Raw genomic sequence first — 17826 nt, forward strand, 5'->3', positions numbered from 1 at the left:
CTTGAGGAAGAGAAAACAATAGTGATTCCGTCAGTAGCGGCGAGCGAACGCGGAGAAGCCCAAACCAGAGAGCTTGCTCTTTGGGGTTGTGGGACATCTCACATGGAGTTACAAAGGAATCGGTTAAGCGAAGAGGTCTGGAAAGGCCCGCCAAAGAAGGTAAAAGCCCTGTACTTGAAAGTCTGTTCCCTCCGAGATGTATCCCGAGTAGTGCGGGGCACGTGAAACCCCGTATGAATCCGGCAGGACCATCTGCCAAGGCTAAATACTTCCTAGCGACCGATAGTGAAGCAGTACCGTGAGGGAAAGGTGAAAAGCACCCCGGAAGGGGAGTGAAATAGAACCTGAAACCGTGTGCTTACAAAAAGTCAGAGCCCGTTTTAGGGGTGATGGCGTGCCTTTTGTAGAATGAACCGGCGAGTTACGTTCCCGTGCAAGGTTAAGGTGAAGAGCCGGAGCCGCAGCGAAAGCGAGTCTGAATAGGGCGACATAGTACGTGGACGTAGACCCGAAACCGGGTGATCTACCCCTGTCCAGGGTGAAGGTGCGGTAACACGCACTGGAGGCCCGAACCCACGCATGTTGAAAAATGCGGGGATGAGGTGGGGGTAGCGGAGAAATTCCAATCGAACTCGGAGATAGCTGGTTCTCCCCGAAATAGCTTTAGGGCTAGCCTCGGAAAACAGAGTCGTGGAGGTAGAGCACTGATTGGGTGCGGGGCCCGCAAGGGTTACCAAGCTCAGTCAAACTCCGAATGCCATAGACTTACTTCCGGGAGTCAGACAGTGAGTGCTAAGATCCATTGTCAAAAGGGAAACAGCCCAGACCATCAGCTAAGGTCCCCAAGTGTGTGTTAAGTGGGAAAGGATGTGGAGTTGCACAGACAACCAGGATGTTGGCTTAGAAGCAGCCACCATTGAAAGAGTGCGTAATAGCTCACTGGTCGAGTGACTCTGCGCCGAAAATGTAACGGGGCTAAACACACCACCGAAGCTATGGCTTGATGCTTTGCATCAGGGGTAGGGGAGCGTTGTATAAGGGTTGAAGGTGTACCGTAAGGAGCGCTGGACATTATACAAGTGAGAATGCCGGTATGAGTAACGAAAAGATCAGTGAGAATCTGATCCGCCGAAAGCCTAAGGGTTCCTGAGGAAGGCTCGTCCGCTCAGGGTAAGTCGGGACCTAAGGCGAGGCCGAAAGGCGTAGTCGAAGGACAACAGGTCGAAATTCCTGTACCACCGTAAGCCGTTATGAGCAATGGGGGACGCAGCAGGGTAGTGACGCGGACTGATGGATGTCCGTCTAAGCAGTGAGGCTGATGTGTAGGCAAATCCGCACATCATTAAGGCTGGGCTGTGATGGGGAGCGAAAATTATAGTAGCGAAGGTCATGATCTCACACTGCCAAGAAAAGCCTCTAGCCAGGTGATGGTGCCCGTACCGCAAACCGACACAGGTAGGCGAGAAGAGAATTCTAAGGCGCGCGGAAGAACTCTCGTTAAGGAACTCGGCAAAATGACCCCGTAACTTCGGGAGAAGGGGTGCCCCGGTAGTGTGAATAGCACGAGGGGGCCGCAGTGAAAAGGCCCAAGCGACTGTTTAGCAAAAACACAGGTCTGTGCGAAGCCGTAAGGCGAAGTATACGGGCTGACGCCTGCCCGGTGCTGGAAGGTTAAGGGGAGCGGTTAGGAGCAATCCGAAGCTGTGAACCGAAGCCCCAGTAAACGGCGGCCGTAACTATAACGGTCCTAAGGTAGCGAAATTCCTTGTCAGGTAAATTCTGACCCGCACGAATGGCGTAACGACTTGGGCGCTGTCTCAACGAGAGATCCGGTGAAATTTTAATACCTGTGAAGATGCAGGTTACCCGCGACAAGACGGAAAGACCCCATGGAGCTTTACTGCAGCTTGATATTGAATTTGGGTACGATCTGTACAGGATAGGTGGGAGCCTTTGAAACGTGAGCGCCAGCTTGCGTGGAGGCACCGTTGGGATACCACCCTGATCGTATCTAGGTTCTAACCTGGTACCGTAATCCGGTGCGGGGACAGTGTCAGGTGGGCAGTTTGACTGGGGCGGTCGCCTCCTAAAGAGTAACGGAGGCGCCCAAAGGTTCCCTCAGAATGGTTGGAAATCATTCGAAGAGTGCAAAGGCATAAGGGAGCTTGACTGCGAGACCTACAAGTCGAGCAGGGACGAAAGTCGGGCTTAGTGATCCGGTGGTACCGCATGGAAGGGCCATCGCTCAACGGATAAAAGCTACCCTGGGGATAACAGGCTTATCTCCCCCAAGAGTCCACATCGACGGGGAGGTTTGGCACCTCGATGTCGGCTCATCGCATCCTGGGGCTGAAGTAGGTCCCAAGGGTTGGGCTGTTCGCCCATTAAAGCGGTACGCGAGCTGGGTTCAGAACGTCGTGAGACAGTTCGGTCCCTATCTGTCGTGGGCGTAGGAAATTTGAGAGGAGCTGTCCTTAGTACGAGAGGACCGGGATGGACGTACCGCTGGTGTACCAGTTGTTCCGCCAGGAGCACCGCTGGGTAGCTATGTACGGAAGGGATAAGCGCTGAAAGCATCTAAGCGTGAAGCCCCCCTCAAGATGAGATTTCCCAGTATGTAAGACCCCTTGAAGACGACGAGGTAGATAGGCTGGGGGTGGAAGTGCAGCAATGCATGGAGCTGACCAGTACTAATCGGTCGAGGGCTTATCCAAATATGCAAGTTATAAATCGCACATTTCGTTTCGGATCTAGTTTTCAGAGAATAATCTCTGAAATGAAAATCGGTACATCACAGAATGTGTGTATGATTTTCAGTTCTACAATGATTTCAAGAAGCTATGCTTCGACAAATCGCGTTTGGTGGCGATGGCGGAGGGGTTCCACACGTACCCATCCCGAACACGACCGTTAAGCCCTCTAGCGCCGATGGTACTTGGACCGCAGGGTCCTGGGAGAGTAGGATGCCGCCAAGCGAACTCTTTCATCTTACATAGAAAACAGATTTTGTATGTTGACGTCGTACGATGAATTGCATTTGCATTGCAGATGCTTAGTATTCCCTGATAGCTCAGTTGGTAGAGCACTCGACTGTTAATCGAGTTGTCACAGGTTCGAGCCCTGTTCGGGGAGCCATTAAGGCCCGTTGGTCAAGGGGTTAAGACACCTCCCTTTCACGGAGGTAACAGGGGTTCGAATCCCCTACGGGTCATATATAGATGGAGGCTTAGCTCAGCTGGGAGAGCATCTGCCTTACAAGCAGAGGGTCGGGGGTTCGATCCCCTCAGCCTCCACCATATTATTTTTTGAATAACGACGCGGGGTGGAGCAGCCCGGTAGCTCGTCGGGCTCATAACCCGAAGGCCGCAGGTTCAAATCCTGCCCCCGCAATTATACTTTCCTTTGAGAAAGTGATCTGGAACCGTGGTGTAGTTGGCCTAACATGCCTGCCTGTCACGCAGGAGATCGCGGGTTCGAATCCCGTCGGTTCCGCCATTTTTATTTATTAATACCGTATGCGGAAGTGGCTCAGCGGTAGAGCATCGCCTTGCCAAGGCGAGGGTCGCGGGTTCGATTCCCGTCTTCCGCTCCAATATTTGCGCCCTTAGCTCAGCTGGATAGAGCGTTTGACTACGAATCAAAAGGCCGGGAGTTCGAATCTCTCAGGGCGCGCCATTATAACTTTATACGCCGGCGTGGCGGAATGGCAGACGCGCTCGACTCAAAATCGAGTGGGAAACCGTGGAGGTTCGAGTCCTCTCGCCGGTATATATAACGGGATGTAGCTCAGCTTGGTAGAGCACCTGGTTTGGGACCAGGGGGTCGCATGTTCAAATCGTGTCATCCCGATCTCAAAAAGACGGACTATCTATTTATAGATGGTCCGTCTTTTTATTTGTGTTTAAAAGATGGTTGTGTTCTAAGCAATCATAACCTCTTAATTCATGAAAACCTTTAATAAGGAATAAATATAGCTTTCATCTTATTAGCGCTCAAGCGCAGCGTATTGCTGGTGCCTTAGGTTAATTTTGCATAAACCCCAGTTCTTTCGGTCACAATAGGTTTAAAAAGTGATAGAAGGGGTTCATGTGAACACGTTTAACTTCAAAAAACAATTTAAGAGACGCTGGCGTCGATGGAAAAGAACAGTGTGGATGACTGCAGCTTTGGTTGCCGTAGCTATACTGGCTTACAGTGGTTTGCCGATTTCTTCTGCAATTGAGCGTTTATTAACGACCAATTTCAGTGAGGCTGTATCTGTAATGGGACCTGCTGCGAGTGAACAAAGGTCAGAGCAAGAAATTCAGACTTTGATGGAACAACTCGGGTCTGATCCGGACCGTTTAACGAGTGTTGTATTGGAGACGCAATATATCTGTGGGGTAGAAACGGAACAATTAGGTAAGATGGCGATTCCTCAATTGAAGATGCTGCTCGTTCAACATCCGGATTGGGATGCTCAGGTTGAATCGGCAGAAGTGTTACGCATTAAGCAACATGTGGATGATCTTTCTCCATTATGTAAGGAGCAGGCGTATATTAGCATAGATGCTGTGGGTAATCTCAATCTTTATGAAGGACGGCCCACAGAAGAGAAAGTCATCCGTACTTTTTTTCAAATGGACGTAGGCACGTTAGAGACATCATTGCCTGAAGGTGTGTTGGAGCAATTGCAACAGGGTATTCGTATTCAGGACAAGGATGAGTACGACAGTGTAATCTCTACGTTCAGCGATTATGCGGTGGATGAGGCTAATAAAGAAATCCGTAATGGCGGATAAAAGAACAGGCTGATCTGCATCGAATGTATTTGTTTACATCCCGTAGAGGAGAAGTTTCTGGTCGAAGGATATTCGTAGGTCATACAACATACGAGGGGAAACGAAGGACATCGAAAGATGTCCTTTTTGTCGTTCCATGACCGATACACCTGAATCTAGGAGATAAAGATTGTAGGTTATTCACGAATTGAGGCGAGTATATGGAAGGACAAAGTTTTTCCTGCCGTAGGGTCTATCTTTTGTTATAATGAAATGAACGATACATATGTTCGCTTTTGTAAGGGAGAGATGGATTTGCGTTTTTTGGGAATTGACCCGGGGATTGCGATTGTCGGTTTTGGTTTTGTGGATAAAATCGGCAGTAAGGTAACACCTGTACAATATGGCTGTATTCAGACAGAAGCTCATACCCCTGAAGAGGAACGGCTGCTTCATGTATATGAGGGCATGGTACAGCTGATTGATAAATATAAACCAGACGCGGTAGCACTGGAGAAACTTTTTTTCAATCGTAACGTCACAACAGCGATGTCTGTCAGTCAAGCTAGAGGTGTCATGGTACTGGCTGCTGCCCAGAAGGGACTGCCTATTGCCGAATATACGCCGATGCAGATTAAGCAGGCGATTGTTGGATACGGAAAAGCAGAGAAGCGGCAAGTGCAGGAAATGGTCAAAATGTTTTTGCGTTTACAGGTGATTCCGAAGCCTGATGACGTAGCAGATGCTTTGGCTGTAGCAGTGTGTCATGCACACTCATATACATTAAATTCCAAGTTGAATGAGGTATTGCGAAAATGATTGATTTCCTAAGAGGACAGTTCGTACATCTGGAGAATGAATATATTGTGCTTGATGTACATGGCGTTGGTTATCGTGTATTCTGTCCGAATCCTTTTGCATTTGCGAAGCAAGAAGGCGAAATTATGGTGTATACCCATCACCATGTACGTGAAGATGCGATGTTGCTGTTTGGTTTTGCGACTCGTGAGGAACAGAAGTTATTTCGCAAGCTGATCGAGGTATCAGGTATTGGACCCAAAGTTGCTCTGGGTATACTCGCTGGCGGTACACCGGACCATGTCGTGACTGCAATTTATCAAGAGAATCTGACGTTCCTGACCAAACTGCCTGGGATTGGTAAGAAAACAGCGCAGCGTATGATACTGGACCTTAAGGACAAATTGGATGGTTTCGGTGCTGCGACGTATGCAACAGGTTTGTTTGCTCCTCCTTCGGAAGAAGCAGGAAGCGGCTCTGCCTGGGATGAGGCTCGTGAAGGGCTTAAGGCGCTGGGCTATACCGAGAGTGAACTGGATAAAGTATGGCTCAAACTGAAGAAAGATGTTACTTCGGCCGATTCTGTTGATGTGTTGATGAAACGGGCACTGCAAATGCTGTTTACGGGATAATTAATTTTGCCTCTATAATAGAGCAGTAAGCCGCATAAAAAAGGTAGGGATGAACATGGATGACCGGATTATTTCCGCGAACCTGATGATGGAGGATCAAGCTGTGGAGCTTAGCCTTCGTCCCCGGTACTTGAATGAATATATCGGGCAGAACCAGGTCAAGGAGAATTTGAAAATATATATTGAAGCCGCCAAGATGCGCAATGAGGCGCTCGATCATGTGTTGTTATATGGCCCGCCTGGGCTGGGTAAAACAACACTTGCCAATATCATTGCCAATGAATTGGGTGTTAACTTGCGCACAACATCGGGACCGGCGATTGAACGCCCAGGTGATCTGGCTGCATTGCTTACAAACCTGCAAGAAGGGGATGTCCTGTTTATTGACGAGATTCATCGCCTTCATCGAACGGTAGAAGAAGTGATGTATCCCGCCATGGAAGACTTCGCGTTGGATATCATGATCGGAAAAGGGCCAAGTGCCCGCTCCGTACGTCTTGATCTGCCATCCTTTACGCTGATTGGTGCTACAACCCGTGCAGGCTTGCTTTCTGCGCCTCTCAGAGACCGGTTTGGTGTTATCAGTCGACTGGAGTTCTACACGGTGGATGAGCTGGCCTACATCGTCTCACGGGCCTCAGAGATTCTAGGGGTGGAGATTGTTGGTAATGCCGCCGAAGAGATCGCATTGCGCTCCCGTGGGACACCGAGGATTGCCAATCGACTGCTAAAAAGAGTGCGTGACTTTGCCCAGGTACGGGGTGATGGTATCATCACACAGGCTCTGGCGGAAGAAGCGCTGCAACGTCTTCAGATTGATCCGCGTGGTCTGGACGAGATCGATCATAAAATGCTCAAATCAATGATTAACAGTTTCCGGGGAGGCCCTGTGGGTCTGGATACGATTGCCGCTACGATTGGTGAGGAGAGTCAGACCATTGAGGATGTCTACGAGCCTTATCTATTGCAGATTGGCATGCTTCAACGCACACCGAGGGGCAGAATTGTAACGGACCTGGCCTATCATCATCTGGGTTTGCCAGTTCCACCGAGAGACGCCAAATAATTGTGACTATATATCAATGAGATTCATCTTAATATACAACTTGGGACAAACATGGAGAGGAGACTGATCGTGAAAGCAATACAAACAAGGAAGTGGAGTCGGCGTTTGAAGGTGTTGGCCGCAGCTCTGTTGACGGTAGGATGCCTGCAAGTGCCGGTTTATGCCGCTGAAGGTGATGGGCAGATGATCCGGGTAGCCATGTTTGCGAACCTAGGAAGTACGTATAAATCGACAACACCACTGATTACGCTTGAGTCGAGTGGAAAATGGAATATTGGTTCGGAAAGCGGAGCAAGTATAACTCTTCCAGCAGGACAAATCCGTTTCAGTGCGGATGGATTCCGCGTCAAAGTGTTGGAAACAGGGGATTTCAAAACGGCAGCAGCAGCCGCAAAATTGTTGCAGGCCACTAGTGATAAACCCTTGTTGTTTACAACGTCTCTGAATGGTAAAGCGACCTATCAACTCTACACCGGAAACTATGCAACAGAGGCGTTGGCTGGACAAGCGGTAGCACGTGTACAAAAAGTGGCTGCAGCCCAACTAGGTGGACAAAAACCAGCGGTGACGGGCAGCAAGCGTCTGTCTGCAGGAGTCTACAGCTCACTTCCAGATGCAGAAGCGGCACAAGCATCCCTTTCATCGGCAGGAGTTAGTTCCTATACTGTGCTTCAACTGGATGGAGGGAGTCAAGGGTATGCTGTATGGGTGGGAGAAGCCTCATCAGATGCTGATCTGTCTGCATTCAAAAAAAGTGTGGAAGCCAGTGTTCCAGGAGTAAACCTGTCTCCGGTAAACAGTAATAGTGCTGCGCTTATCATCCGCCAGGATGCCGGGTTAAGCACGGATACACTTAAAACAGCTCCGCATTACACTATTGCCGGCAGTGAGGCCAAGGCGTTTGTGCAAGGAGACGGTAGTGGAATCAAAGTGGTGGAACGTTCCGGACGGACATATCGCGGTGACATGGAAATTAGCATTGTAAGCGGCGATTTGGCTTTGGTTAATGTAGTTCCACTGGAGCAATATTTATACTCTGTTGTTGGTGCAGAAGTGTATTCATCCTGGCCAGCCGAAGCGCTGAAAGTACAGGCTGTCGCTGCACGCTCTTATGCGCTTCAACAGGGAGATCGTTTTAAAATTGCCAACGTTGTGGATACCACGCTCAGTCAGGCGTACAACGGAATGGGTTCAGAGAATGATAAAGTCTCCAGCGCGGTTGATGCTACTTCTGGAGAAGTCATCAAGAGCGGTGGTAAAATCGTAGAAGCTGTGTTCTCTTCCAATGCAGGGGGACAGACTGCTCACCCATCCGAGGTATGGAATGGGGGCGCGGATGTGTTCATTAATGTGGATAGTCCTGGAGATACATCGGCTCAAGCTGGATTACAGACATGGTATCATGTGCTGTTAAGTACAGGAGTCAGCGGATATATCCGCGAGGATAATGTAAAAGATTTAACGACCAAAACGGATGCGGGTTTAGCCAAAGTGACGGTTACTGCCCAAAATACTAATGTGCGTCCCGTTCCGTTAATTCAATCCAATGTTGATCCAGTAGCGAAAATGAATCCAGGCAACGAGGCTGTTGTTCTGGCCAAAGTGCCGCAGTCCAACGATTATGCTTGGGTAAGAGGGCCATTCACGTCAGCCCAGTTGGTTAAAACCCTGCAGGGTAAAACGACTTCTACTGTTCCATCTTCGATCTCAACGCTCGAAGTGACCAAGCGTGGGCCATCAGGAAGGGCACTTGAAGTTACAGCCAACGGCCAGCCCATGACGGTAAAATATGCAGATACATACCGCTCTGCTTTAGGTGGATTACCGAGTACTTTATTTGATATTGCAGGGACCGGAAGTTATACTGTATTAGGCGCTGACGGCAAAACAGCAAGCAAAACCGGCTCACAGGGTGCTGCTGTACTATCTGCCTCGGGCACAGGAACTTCATCCGGTAATGCTCTTGTGGTTATGAGTGGTGATGGTCAAGCTCGAGCTGTAACTCAGGGCCAAAGCTTCATGATCATCGGTCAGGGTAATGGGCACGGATTAGGTTTGTCCCAATGGGGTGCCAAAGGCATGGCTGATGAAGGGTATGATTACCAGGCAATATTGAAACACTATTATCAAAATGCGACTATTGTTAAGGAATGAATCTAATATGAATGTGAACTTATATGATTTTGAATTGCCGGAGCAATTAATTGCACAGACGCCACTGCTTGACCGCACGGCGTCCCGGTTGCTTACCTTAAATAAGGAAAGCGGTGAGGTTAACCATCACACGTTTCCTGATATTATCGACTTCCTTCAGCCTGGAGATACACTGGTGTTGAATGATACACGTGTTCTTCCAGCGCGTTTGTTCGGAACCAAAGAGGACACGGGGGCAAAGGCTGAAGTACTTCTGCTCAAAAACGTGGAGGGCGATCGTTGGGAAGCTTTGGTTAAACCAGGCAAGAAGCTGAAAGCCGGTTCGGTCATCGTTTTTAGTGACGAGCTCAGGGCAGTCATTGATGAGGAAGGCGAAATGGGTGCGCGTTTGCTTACGTTCTCCTATGATGGAATCTTTCAAGAGATTCTGGATCGCTTGGGTGAAATGCCGCTGCCTCCTTATATCAGAGAGACGCTGGACGACCGCGAAAGGTATCAAACGGTATATGCGAAACATGAAGGATCAGCCGCTGCGCCGACAGCAGGATTACATTTTACAGATGAATTGCTGAATCGGATTCGGGATAAAGGCGTTAATGTAACTTTCATCACGCTTCACGTTGGACTCGGAACATTTCGGCCTATGTCAGTTGACAAAGTTGAAGAGCATGTCATGCATGAGGAATACTACTCTTTGTCTCAAGAGACAGCGGATCTAATTAATGAAACGAAAAAACGTGGCAACCGTATATTTGCTGTAGGAACGACAAGTTGTCGTACACTTGAAACGGTAGGAAGCAATTTTGAAGACGGGCAGTTGCAAGAGAGCAGCGGCTGGACCAAAATCTTTATCTATCCGGGATATACGTTCAAAGTAATCGACGGGATGCTTACGAATTTTCATCTCCCCAAATCCACATTGGTCATGTTGGTCAGTGCGCTTGCGGGTAGAGAACAAATCATGCATGCATATGAGGAAGCAATTAAAGAACAATATCGTTTCTTCAGCTTTGGCGATGCCATGTTGATTTATTAAGATATGAAGGTATTACGATTAATTTTTAGAGGATGATTAAAACCAATGGCAGCAATTACGTACGAACATATCAAAACCTGTAAACAATCCGGAGCTCGTTTGGGACGTGTACATACACCTCACGGTATTATTGAGACACCAACCTTCATGCCTGTAGGAACACAGGCGACGGTGAAGACGATGAGTCCCGAAGAACTGAAAGAGATGGATGCACAGATTATTCTGAGCAATACTTACCATCTGTTCCTGAGACCCGGACATGAAATTATTCGTCAGGCAGGCGGATTGCACAAATTTATGAACTGGGATCGCCCGATTTTGACTGACAGTGGCGGGTTCCAAGTGTTTTCTCTGAGTGAGATGCGCAAAATTACGGAGGAAGGCGTTAACTTCCGCTCCCATCTAAACGGAGATAAAAAATTCCTCTCGCCTGAAGTGGCAATGGAAATCCAGAATGCACTGGGCTCCGACATTATGATGGCATTTGATGAGTGCCCGCCTTATCCTGCTGAGTATGAATATGTGAAAAAATCACTTGAAAGAACAAGCCGCTGGGCAGAACGTTGTCTGGAAAGTCATGCTCGTCCGAATGATCAAGGGCTGTTTGCTATCGTACAGGGGGGCATGCATGAAGATCTTCGTCGCCAGAGCGCGGCAGATTTGACTTCCATGGATTTCCCGGGTTATGCTATTGGTGGACTGAGTGTTGGAGAACCGAAACATTTGATGTATGGTGTATTGGATTACACAATCCCTTTGTTGCCGTCCAATAAACCACGCTATCTAATGGGTGTTGGTTCACCCGATGCATTGATTGAGGGATCGATTCGCGGAGTGGACATGTTCGATTGTGTTCTGCCTACCCGAATTGCCCGTAACGGAACAACGATGACCAGCCAAGGACGTCTGGTAGTTCGTAATGCCAAGTTTGCAACTGATTTTGGGCCACTAGACCCTGAATGTGATTGCTATACTTGTCGTAACTATTCAAGAGCCTATTTGCGTCATTTAATCAAAGCGGATGAAACGTTTGGCTTACGTTTGACGACCATCCACAATCTTCATTTCTTGCAGAATTTGATGCGCAATGTGCGTAAAGCCATAATGGAAGATCGTTTGCTTGATTTCCGGGATGAATTTTTCGATCAATATGGTCTTCATGACAATGACAAAGGTTTCTGACCAGGTTTTTGCGGAACCGAAGTAACAAGCATTATCTGTACGTATAGTTGATAAGGGGGAGTTTGAATGTTCCAAGCATTACCAGCTACAACCGCTAATGCTGGCGGTGGAATTGTATCTTTGATTGTACCTTTGGTACTCATGGTTGCAATTTTTTACTTCTTGATGATTCGTCCACAGAACAAAAAACAGAAGCAACGTAATTCCATGTTAGGACAATTGAAAAAAGGCGATAAAATTGTTACAATCGGCGGTCTTCACGGAACGATTGCTGAAATCACGGATGATGTGGTTGTATTGCGTGTAAACGATGTTACTAAACTGACATTCGATCGTAATGCAATTAGCAGTGCAGTTGCACGTGAAACGGCTGAATAAATCATAGATGTTCAAAAAGCCTGTAAGGCTATGAGTACGTTTGCAGCGTATTTTTCACTATCAGAGAACTGGATCTCCATGGAGACCCGGTTCTCTTTTTCTTTTTCTCAAATAACCGTTACACCCCGATCTTCTATGATCTTCGTGTGTTGACTCCAAATATACCGCCTAGTGCAGAAATCAGAAATGCACTTGCAAGCTGCAGACTGTCTTTCCAATTGAACGAGGCGTCGAGTGCCAGAAACCCAATCAGCAATACAATCAGTCCGTAGACGAATCCGGTAATACCTCCGTGGTACCAGCCTCGCTCACCTGACCTCTTGCCAGATACAAAGCCACCAACCAGCAAGGACAAGCCATGAACAACGTACGTATACAGGGAAAGATCCTGTTCCCGCATTCCGGTCATCCAGAGAAAGAAGGATAGAATCAGTGCGCCTAACATCATCCACACAAAAGCATGACAGAGGCCCGAAAGAATCGGGTTAGACATTCGAAATGAAACCATTCGGCGAATCAACTGCATGAAGCGACCCCCTTGTACAAGTTTGAAATTAATACAGTGTATGGTCAAGCCCTCTGACTTATGAACTGAATTTTCCATTAAATGAACGGATTATATTTGCATGAGCATGTGAGCTTCAGGCCAAAATAGGGATTACGCTTCAGGTACCTGTATAAAATTCAGATCCGAAGGAGGAACCCTGTTGTGAATTTCTCAGATGTCGGAGCACATATCTTTCGAACCATGCTCATGTACTTTATTGTCTATGGCTCAATTCGGATAATGGGTAAACGTGAGATCGGGAAGCTGTCCATGTTTGATCTGGTCGTATCCATCATGCTTGCAGAAATTGCGGCATTTGTCATTGAAGATATCAATAAACCGTTATTCCATGGTATTGTACCGATGCTGACGGTACTAGTAGTGCAGATTGCTATGGCATTTCTCAGTCTCAAAAGCCGCAAGCTTCGGTTAATGATTGATGGCAAGCCGACCGTGTTAATCTCCAAAGGGAAATTACATCGAGATGAAATGCGAAAGCAGCGTTACAATCTGGATGATCTGCTTCTACAGCTTCGCGAACAAAATGTAGACAGCATTGGAGATGTGGAATTTGCCATATTGGAGACCACAGGCAAGCTAACTGTTTTTCCGAAAGGTCAGAGTTCTTCGAGCGGCAACAGCGGCTCATCAGGATCTGGTTCGACAGGATCTAATTCCAAACAAAAAGCGCGAAAAAACAAAATAGAAGGGTTTGAAAATATCAAATATGAAGGGCTGCCATTGCCATTGATCATGGATGGCAAAGTTCAGGATCAAAACCTTGAGCTGATCCAAAAAACCAGATTTTGGCTTAAAAATCAGATTCAGCACAAAGGTATTATGGACTTTAAAGACGTGTTTATCTGTTCCATCGATCATAACGGAAAAATTTATGTAAGTTCCAAAGATGATAAAGATAACTGACGTTTAAGAACGGCGTTTAAACCAGGAACCAATAAAGGGCGCACGGGAAAGATCATGAAAATCAATCATTTTGGTCCAGCCCATAACAATGAAATAGACGATCAGACCAACAAGGGGCGCGAGAAGCATTCTGAGCCAAAATGGAAGCAAGGATGCAGTCTGTTCATAAATGACCAGAGTAGCGGCGCCCATGATGACCATACCAGTGCCTGTTTTGACCCAATCCATCATCTTGAAACGGAACTGTAACAGGCTGCGCACACTTCTTGCATGTAAAAGAGTAACGATCGTTGAATTCACACAAATGGCAATTACCGCTCCAAAAATACCGTATTCCGGCCGGGAGGCGAGTACCAAAATCAACGTAATTTTAATGACAGCACCAATAAATGTATTGAGTAGTGCCTTTCCTGGACGATCAAGTGCCTGAAGAGCAGCTTGAAGAGGAGCTTGAATGTAGATAAACAAAGCAAAAGGAGCCATGAGCTTAAGCATGCTTCCAATCGATGCATCATTATACAGAACAAGACACATCGGTTCGGCAAGCACATACATAAAAACAGAAAATGGAGCACCTGTTACGAGTGCTAGACGCAGAGCCTGATGCATCCGTTTATGTATGAGAGCACGGTCACCTTGCGCCGAGGCCTCAGACAATGAGGGGACAAGTGACGTGGCTAACGAGGAAGTTAAGGCTCCCGGCAGTAGAAGTAGCGGTATAATCATACCTTGTAATGCACCATACTGGGCCGTGGCGAGCCCTTTGGAGATACCTGCAATAGCTAGACTCTGTGCGGTTACAATCGTCTCAGCGAGATAGGAGAGGGAACCAACTAACCGCCCGGCAGTTACAGGTACGGAAATCGCGAGTAAACGACGAAGAAGTCCAGGTTCTGAGCCGGTTGAGTTTTTTGAAATAGCAGGTTTGGGTTCGATTGGAGATTCGAGTACGGGCAGATGTTGATCCATATATTTCTTCTGTCTGGCATAGTTCCACAATAATACGAGCATACCGATGAATTCACCAACAAGTGCTCCCAGCATGGCTCCTGCTGCAGCTTGGGCAATTCCTCGGGGCAAGAGGAGCCAGGAAAACCAGATCACACAGATAATACGAATGACCGTTTCTACGATTGATGAAACAGCCGTAGGCATCATGTTTTGCTTTCCCTGGAAATACCCTCTGTAGACTGCAGATACGGCGATGATGGCAATCATAGGGCTCATGCTGACAAACGTGTGATAGACTCTCTCATCGGTTAGAACATAACGGGTAACCCATGGAGCGAATATGATGCACAAAAACATAAACACAACGCCAAGGGTCAGTGTGAAGCTCAGGCTAATTTGCAGAATCCGTTGGGGTGAATAACGGTTGGCACCTGTATCCGCTTCGGCTACGAGTTTGGCTACGGCCAATGGAATACCGCCAGTGATCAATGTGACGAGTACGATGAAAAAGGGATAGCTCAGTTGGTAGATGCCAACACCTTCTGCACCGATAACTCGTGGCAGCACAATGCGCGGGATGAACCCGAGAATCCGATTAATAATGCCTGCGGCGAGCAGGATCATGGCTCCCTGGATAAAAGTTTGTTTCTTCAAGACTACCCCTCTTTCCCGGTTGGAGTACAGGTATTCATAAACGGGACAAAGCCGTCGTTCTTCATCCTATGCCAGTCCAATATCTTCTCATGACAACTTGGACACGATTAACAAAAAGATCCATCACCAGCAAGAAGGAATATGATCGGGTAAAGTCGAATGATGTAATATTGATGCCGCATAAAGGCTTGGATGTATGAAGGGAGGCTCCCCGTTGGAAGAAATGAATGATGTGGAGTTGGAACAGTCTATAGAGATGCTCTGCCGCAGCAAGGCAGAGGAATTAAGGCTTGTCGGTTACGAATATGTCACCAGCAAAGATGTCTGGAATTGCATCAGTCATAAATATGAAAAGCAGGGCATTCCACCGCTTCACCAACTGGTGAACGACATATTGTCACTGAAAGCAACAAGCTTTATGAACTTTATGACCGTGTCTGCATACCGGGGGTCCTCTTTCTAACGAAAGGGATCTTTTTTGTTGGAAATTGACTGCTTTTTACGGCATCGCTATAATAGGAATATTGAGAACGAAAGGGGATCTAGGAACGGCATGAAAAGAATCGTCAGTTTCATTTTGGTCGTGCTTGTGACCGCAGGAGTAATGTTGGGCACAAGTCCAGGGCTGCTCAAAAATATACGCTTGGGCCTTGATTTAAAAGGAGGCTACGAGATCTTGTATGAAGCAGAGCCGCTGGAACAAGGACAACAAGTCACCAAAGCATCTTTGGTGCAAACAGCCAAAAGCCTCGAAAGCCGTGCCAATGCGCTCGGAACCAGTGAGCCGGAAGTAACTACGGAGGGAACCAACCGGATTCGATTGAAACTGGCAGGGGTTACGGATGAGGCCGAGGTTAGAGCCAAAATGAAAGAACCTGCTGTTCTGACCTTCCGGAGTAAAGCTCCGAATGATAAGGAAGGAGAATACTCCAAGATCGAGCTTCGCGGAAATGATTTTGTCGAGAATGGGGCCAAGGTTGTTTTTACAAGTTTGAATGAGCCGATGATCGACATTAAAGTGAAGGATAAAGCCAAATTTTCTGAAATTACTAAACGTTTGGTTGGACAACTTCTTGCCATCTATTTGGATGATCAGTTGCTTTCAGCACCAGAAGTTAAACAGCAGCTGAGTGACGGCTCTGCGCAAATCACGGGTAACTACTCACGTGAGGAAGCCAATCAGCTTCGCGATACCATTAATTTGGGCGCTTTGCCGTTGAAACTGACAGAGAAGTACTCTCAAAGCGTTGGTGCAACGCTTGGTAAACTATCTCTGGACCAGACGATTAAAGCGGGATTAATTGGTTCCGTAATTATCCTGGTGTTCATGATTGGTCTGTACCGTATTCCGGGGATTATTGCGAGTTTTGCCCTAATTACACATACGTGGTTGGTACTTGCAATCTTCTATATGGGAGAATTCGTGCTTACCCTTCCGGGGATCGCGGCATTTATCCTGGGTATAGGGATGGCCGTGGATGCCAACATCATTACGTACGAGCGGATTAAGGAAGAAATGCGCAGTGGTAAGTCGATATTGTCTTCTGTTAAAGCAGGAGGTAAACATTCCTTCCGTACGATTATTGACTCTAACATTACAACCATCATTGCTGCAGCAGTTATGTTCTTCATGGGTACAGGTGCGGTTAAAGGTTTCGCACTGGTATTGATTTTTGACATCGTGACCAGCATTATCACGAATATTTTCTTCTCCCGCTTCCTGTTGACCCTGCTTGTGCGGGCTAACGTGTTGAAGAAGCCTAAGTACTTCGGAGTGAAGGAGAGTGAAATTCGTGCGCTTTAATTGGAATTTTGATTATATTAAAGGCAGTAAGATTGCCTATACCTTTTCCATCATTTTGACGATTGCAGGTATCATCAGCATTTTGGCTCTGGGATTGAATTATGCGGTAGATTTCCGTTCAGGTTCGAATGTTGATATTACGGTATCTAAAGCGATCACAACAGAACAAATTAAGCCCATCGTTAGTGATCTTGGTGTTGACACAAAAGATGTTCATATTACACCTGGTGCTGATCGGGTTAACGTTCGTTTCTCGAACGTACTGGATGAAAATCAGGAAAGCAAGTTTAAGCAAGAGTTCACCAAGCTGGATTCAACCGCTTCTTATGAAGTCAACACGGTTGACCCGGAGATGGCTAAAGAGCTTGAACGTAATGCCATATACGCGGTTCTTATCGCAAGTATCGGGATTATGATCTATGTAGCCATCCGATTTGAATGGCGGTTTGGTTTGGCTGCTGTAATTGCGCTCTTCCATGATGCATTTGTAGTTATTAGTGTGTTCTCGATCTTCCGACTGGAAGTGAATCTGACCTTCATTACGGCTGTACTGACCATTGTCGGATTCTCGATCAATGATACAATCGTTATCTTCGACCGGATTCGTGAGAATATGCGTTTTGCTAAAAAGACTTCGAAAGCCGATTTGCGTGAAGTAGTCAACCGCAGTTTGGCGCAAACGATGACACGTTCCCTGAATACAACATTCACCGTGTTTGTCGCTTCGCTCTGCTTGTTTATTTTTGGTGGAGAATCCATTCGCATGTTCTCACTTGCTATGGTCATCGGAACGTTGTTCGGTGCATATTCTTCGATCTACATCGCCGCTCCATTGTGGCTGGCGCTCAAAGGTAAACAAACAGAGAAACCTAAAGCAGCTGTCAAAGCATCCAACTAAACATTGTATTGTCAAGCCGCGTCTGCTAGGCGCGGTTTTGCA

14 protein-coding genes, 9 tRNA genes and 2 rRNA genes (1 of these 25 only partly in view) are annotated in these 17826 nt (G+C 47.2%); 23 read left to right on the top strand and 2 right to left on the bottom strand.

All coding sequences use genetic code 11. From position 1 onward, the window contains the following. The 19 genes from gpAD87_RS01550 to yajC form a co-directional block, all read left to right on the top strand. Nucleotides 1–2714 (top strand): 23S ribosomal RNA (locus gpAD87_RS01550); it begins 212 nt to the left of the window's first position. Between the two features lie 144 nt (nt 2715–2858). After that, nucleotides 2859–2975 (top strand): 5S ribosomal RNA (rrf, locus tag gpAD87_RS01555). An 84-nt stretch (nt 2976–3059) separates the two neighbouring features. Next, nucleotides 3060–3135: transfer RNA gene (locus tag gpAD87_RS01560), tRNA-Asn, on the top strand. Nucleotides 3136–3139: 4 nt separating this feature from the next. Then, a tRNA-Glu gene (locus gpAD87_RS01565) sits at nt 3140–3211 on the top strand. A 9-nt stretch (nt 3212–3220) separates the two neighbouring features. Continuing rightward, nucleotides 3221–3296, top strand: a tRNA-Val gene (locus gpAD87_RS01570). A 20-nt stretch (nt 3297–3316) separates the two neighbouring features. After that, a tRNA-Met gene (locus tag gpAD87_RS01575) sits at nt 3317–3390 on the top strand. Between the two features lie 27 nt (nt 3391–3417). Then, nucleotides 3418–3495 (top strand) — tRNA-Asp (locus tag gpAD87_RS01580). A gap of 22 nt (nt 3496–3517) precedes the next feature. Further along, nucleotides 3518–3592: transfer RNA gene (locus tag gpAD87_RS01585), tRNA-Gly, on the top strand. 6 nt (nt 3593–3598) lie between these two features. Further along, a tRNA-Arg gene (locus gpAD87_RS01590) sits at nt 3599–3675 on the top strand. A gap of 14 nt (nt 3676–3689) precedes the next feature. After that, a tRNA-Leu gene (locus gpAD87_RS01595) sits at nt 3690–3768 on the top strand. Nucleotides 3769–3775: 7 nt separating this feature from the next. Further along, nucleotides 3776–3849, top strand: a tRNA-Pro gene (locus gpAD87_RS01600). Nucleotides 3850–4154: 305 nt separating this feature from the next. Then, the gene (locus gpAD87_RS01605) at nt 4155–4781 is read left to right on the top strand and encodes a BofC C-terminal domain-containing protein (RefSeq protein ID WP_197521346.1); all 627 of its coding nucleotides are present in this window, start codon (nt 4155–4157) and stop codon (nt 4779–4781) included. Nucleotides 4782–5075: 294 nt separating this feature from the next. Next, nucleotides 5076–5579 carry a crossover junction endodeoxyribonuclease RuvC gene (gene ruvC, locus gpAD87_RS01610; RefSeq protein ID WP_053779097.1) on the top strand — a complete coding sequence of 168 codons (504 nt, stop codon included), beginning with the start codon at nt 5076–5078 and terminating at the stop codon, nt 5577–5579. Beyond that, the gene (gene ruvA, locus gpAD87_RS01615) at nt 5576–6190 is read left to right on the top strand and encodes a Holliday junction branch migration protein RuvA (RefSeq protein ID WP_064635836.1); all 615 of its coding nucleotides are present in this window, start codon (nt 5576–5578) and stop codon (nt 6188–6190) included. The genes ruvC and ruvA overlap by 4 nt, the downstream gene beginning before the upstream one ends. A gap of 55 nt (nt 6191–6245) precedes the next feature. Then, entirely contained in the window at nt 6246–7256 is a 1011-nt protein-coding gene (gene ruvB, locus gpAD87_RS01620; RefSeq protein WP_053779099.1) for a Holliday junction branch migration DNA helicase RuvB, read from the top strand. Between the two features lie 51 nt (nt 7257–7307). Continuing rightward, the gene (locus gpAD87_RS01625; protein WP_064635837.1) at nt 7308–9410 is read left to right on the top strand and encodes a SpoIID/LytB domain-containing protein; all 2103 of its coding nucleotides are present in this window, start codon (nt 7308–7310) and stop codon (nt 9408–9410) included. Between the two features lie 7 nt (nt 9411–9417). Continuing rightward, nucleotides 9418–10446: a tRNA preQ1(34) S-adenosylmethionine ribosyltransferase-isomerase QueA gene (gene queA / locus gpAD87_RS01630; RefSeq protein ID WP_064635838.1), complete on the top strand. Its 1029-nt coding sequence runs from the start codon at nt 9418–9420 to the stop codon at nt 10444–10446. A 45-nt stretch (nt 10447–10491) separates the two neighbouring features. Continuing rightward, a complete protein-coding gene (gene tgt, locus gpAD87_RS01635; RefSeq protein WP_064635839.1) occupies nt 10492–11628 on the top strand; it encodes a tRNA guanosine(34) transglycosylase Tgt in 1137 nt (378 codons plus the stop codon). 66 nt (nt 11629–11694) lie between these two features. Next, on the top strand, nt 11695–12006 hold the full coding sequence (gene yajC / locus gpAD87_RS01640) for a preprotein translocase subunit YajC (protein ID WP_063567705.1): 312 nt from the start codon (nt 11695–11697) through the stop codon (nt 12004–12006). 133 nt (nt 12007–12139) lie between these two features. On the opposite strand, the gene gpAD87_RS01645 is transcribed toward yajC, so the two are convergent. Then, nucleotides 12140–12532 (bottom strand): TIGR04086 family membrane protein, encoded by a 393-nt coding sequence (locus gpAD87_RS01645; RefSeq protein ID WP_064635840.1) that lies wholly within the window; start codon nt 12530–12532, stop codon nt 12140–12142. A 222-nt stretch (nt 12533–12754) separates the two neighbouring features. Here gpAD87_RS01645 and gpAD87_RS01650 point away from each other — a divergent pair, with 222 nt between their 5' ends. After that, complete coding sequence (locus gpAD87_RS01650; protein WP_064640704.1) at nt 12755–13477, top strand: DUF421 domain-containing protein; 723 nt, start codon at nt 12755–12757, stop codon at nt 13475–13477. 3 nt (nt 13478–13480) lie between these two features. On the opposite strand, the gene spoVB is transcribed toward gpAD87_RS01650, so the two are convergent. Next, a complete protein-coding gene (spoVB, locus tag gpAD87_RS01655; RefSeq protein ID WP_063567707.1) occupies nt 13481–15082 on the bottom strand; it encodes a stage V sporulation protein B in 1602 nt (533 codons plus the stop codon). A 223-nt stretch (nt 15083–15305) separates the two neighbouring features. On the opposite strand from spoVB, the gene gpAD87_RS01660 reads away from it, so the two are divergent. From gpAD87_RS01660 to secF, 3 genes are all read left to right on the top strand, one after another. Next, on the top strand, nt 15306–15545 hold the full coding sequence (locus gpAD87_RS01660) for a post-transcriptional regulator (RefSeq protein ID WP_175383441.1): 240 nt from the start codon (nt 15306–15308) through the stop codon (nt 15543–15545). Between the two features lie 90 nt (nt 15546–15635). Next, nucleotides 15636–16886: a protein translocase subunit SecD gene (secD, locus tag gpAD87_RS01665; protein ID WP_064635841.1), complete on the top strand. Its 1251-nt coding sequence runs from the start codon at nt 15636–15638 to the stop codon at nt 16884–16886. Further along, complete coding sequence (secF, locus tag gpAD87_RS01670; protein WP_064635842.1) at nt 16876–17784, top strand: protein translocase subunit SecF; 909 nt, start codon at nt 16876–16878, stop codon at nt 17782–17784. Before secD ends, secF begins: the two co-directional genes overlap by 11 nt. The last annotated feature ends 42 nt before the right edge of the window (nt 17785–17826 follow it).

The sequence above is a fragment of the Paenibacillus sp. AD87 genome, from assembly GCF_001659845.1.
GTDB classification, from domain to species: Bacteria; Bacillota; Bacilli; order Paenibacillales; family Paenibacillaceae; genus Paenibacillus; species Paenibacillus marchantiae.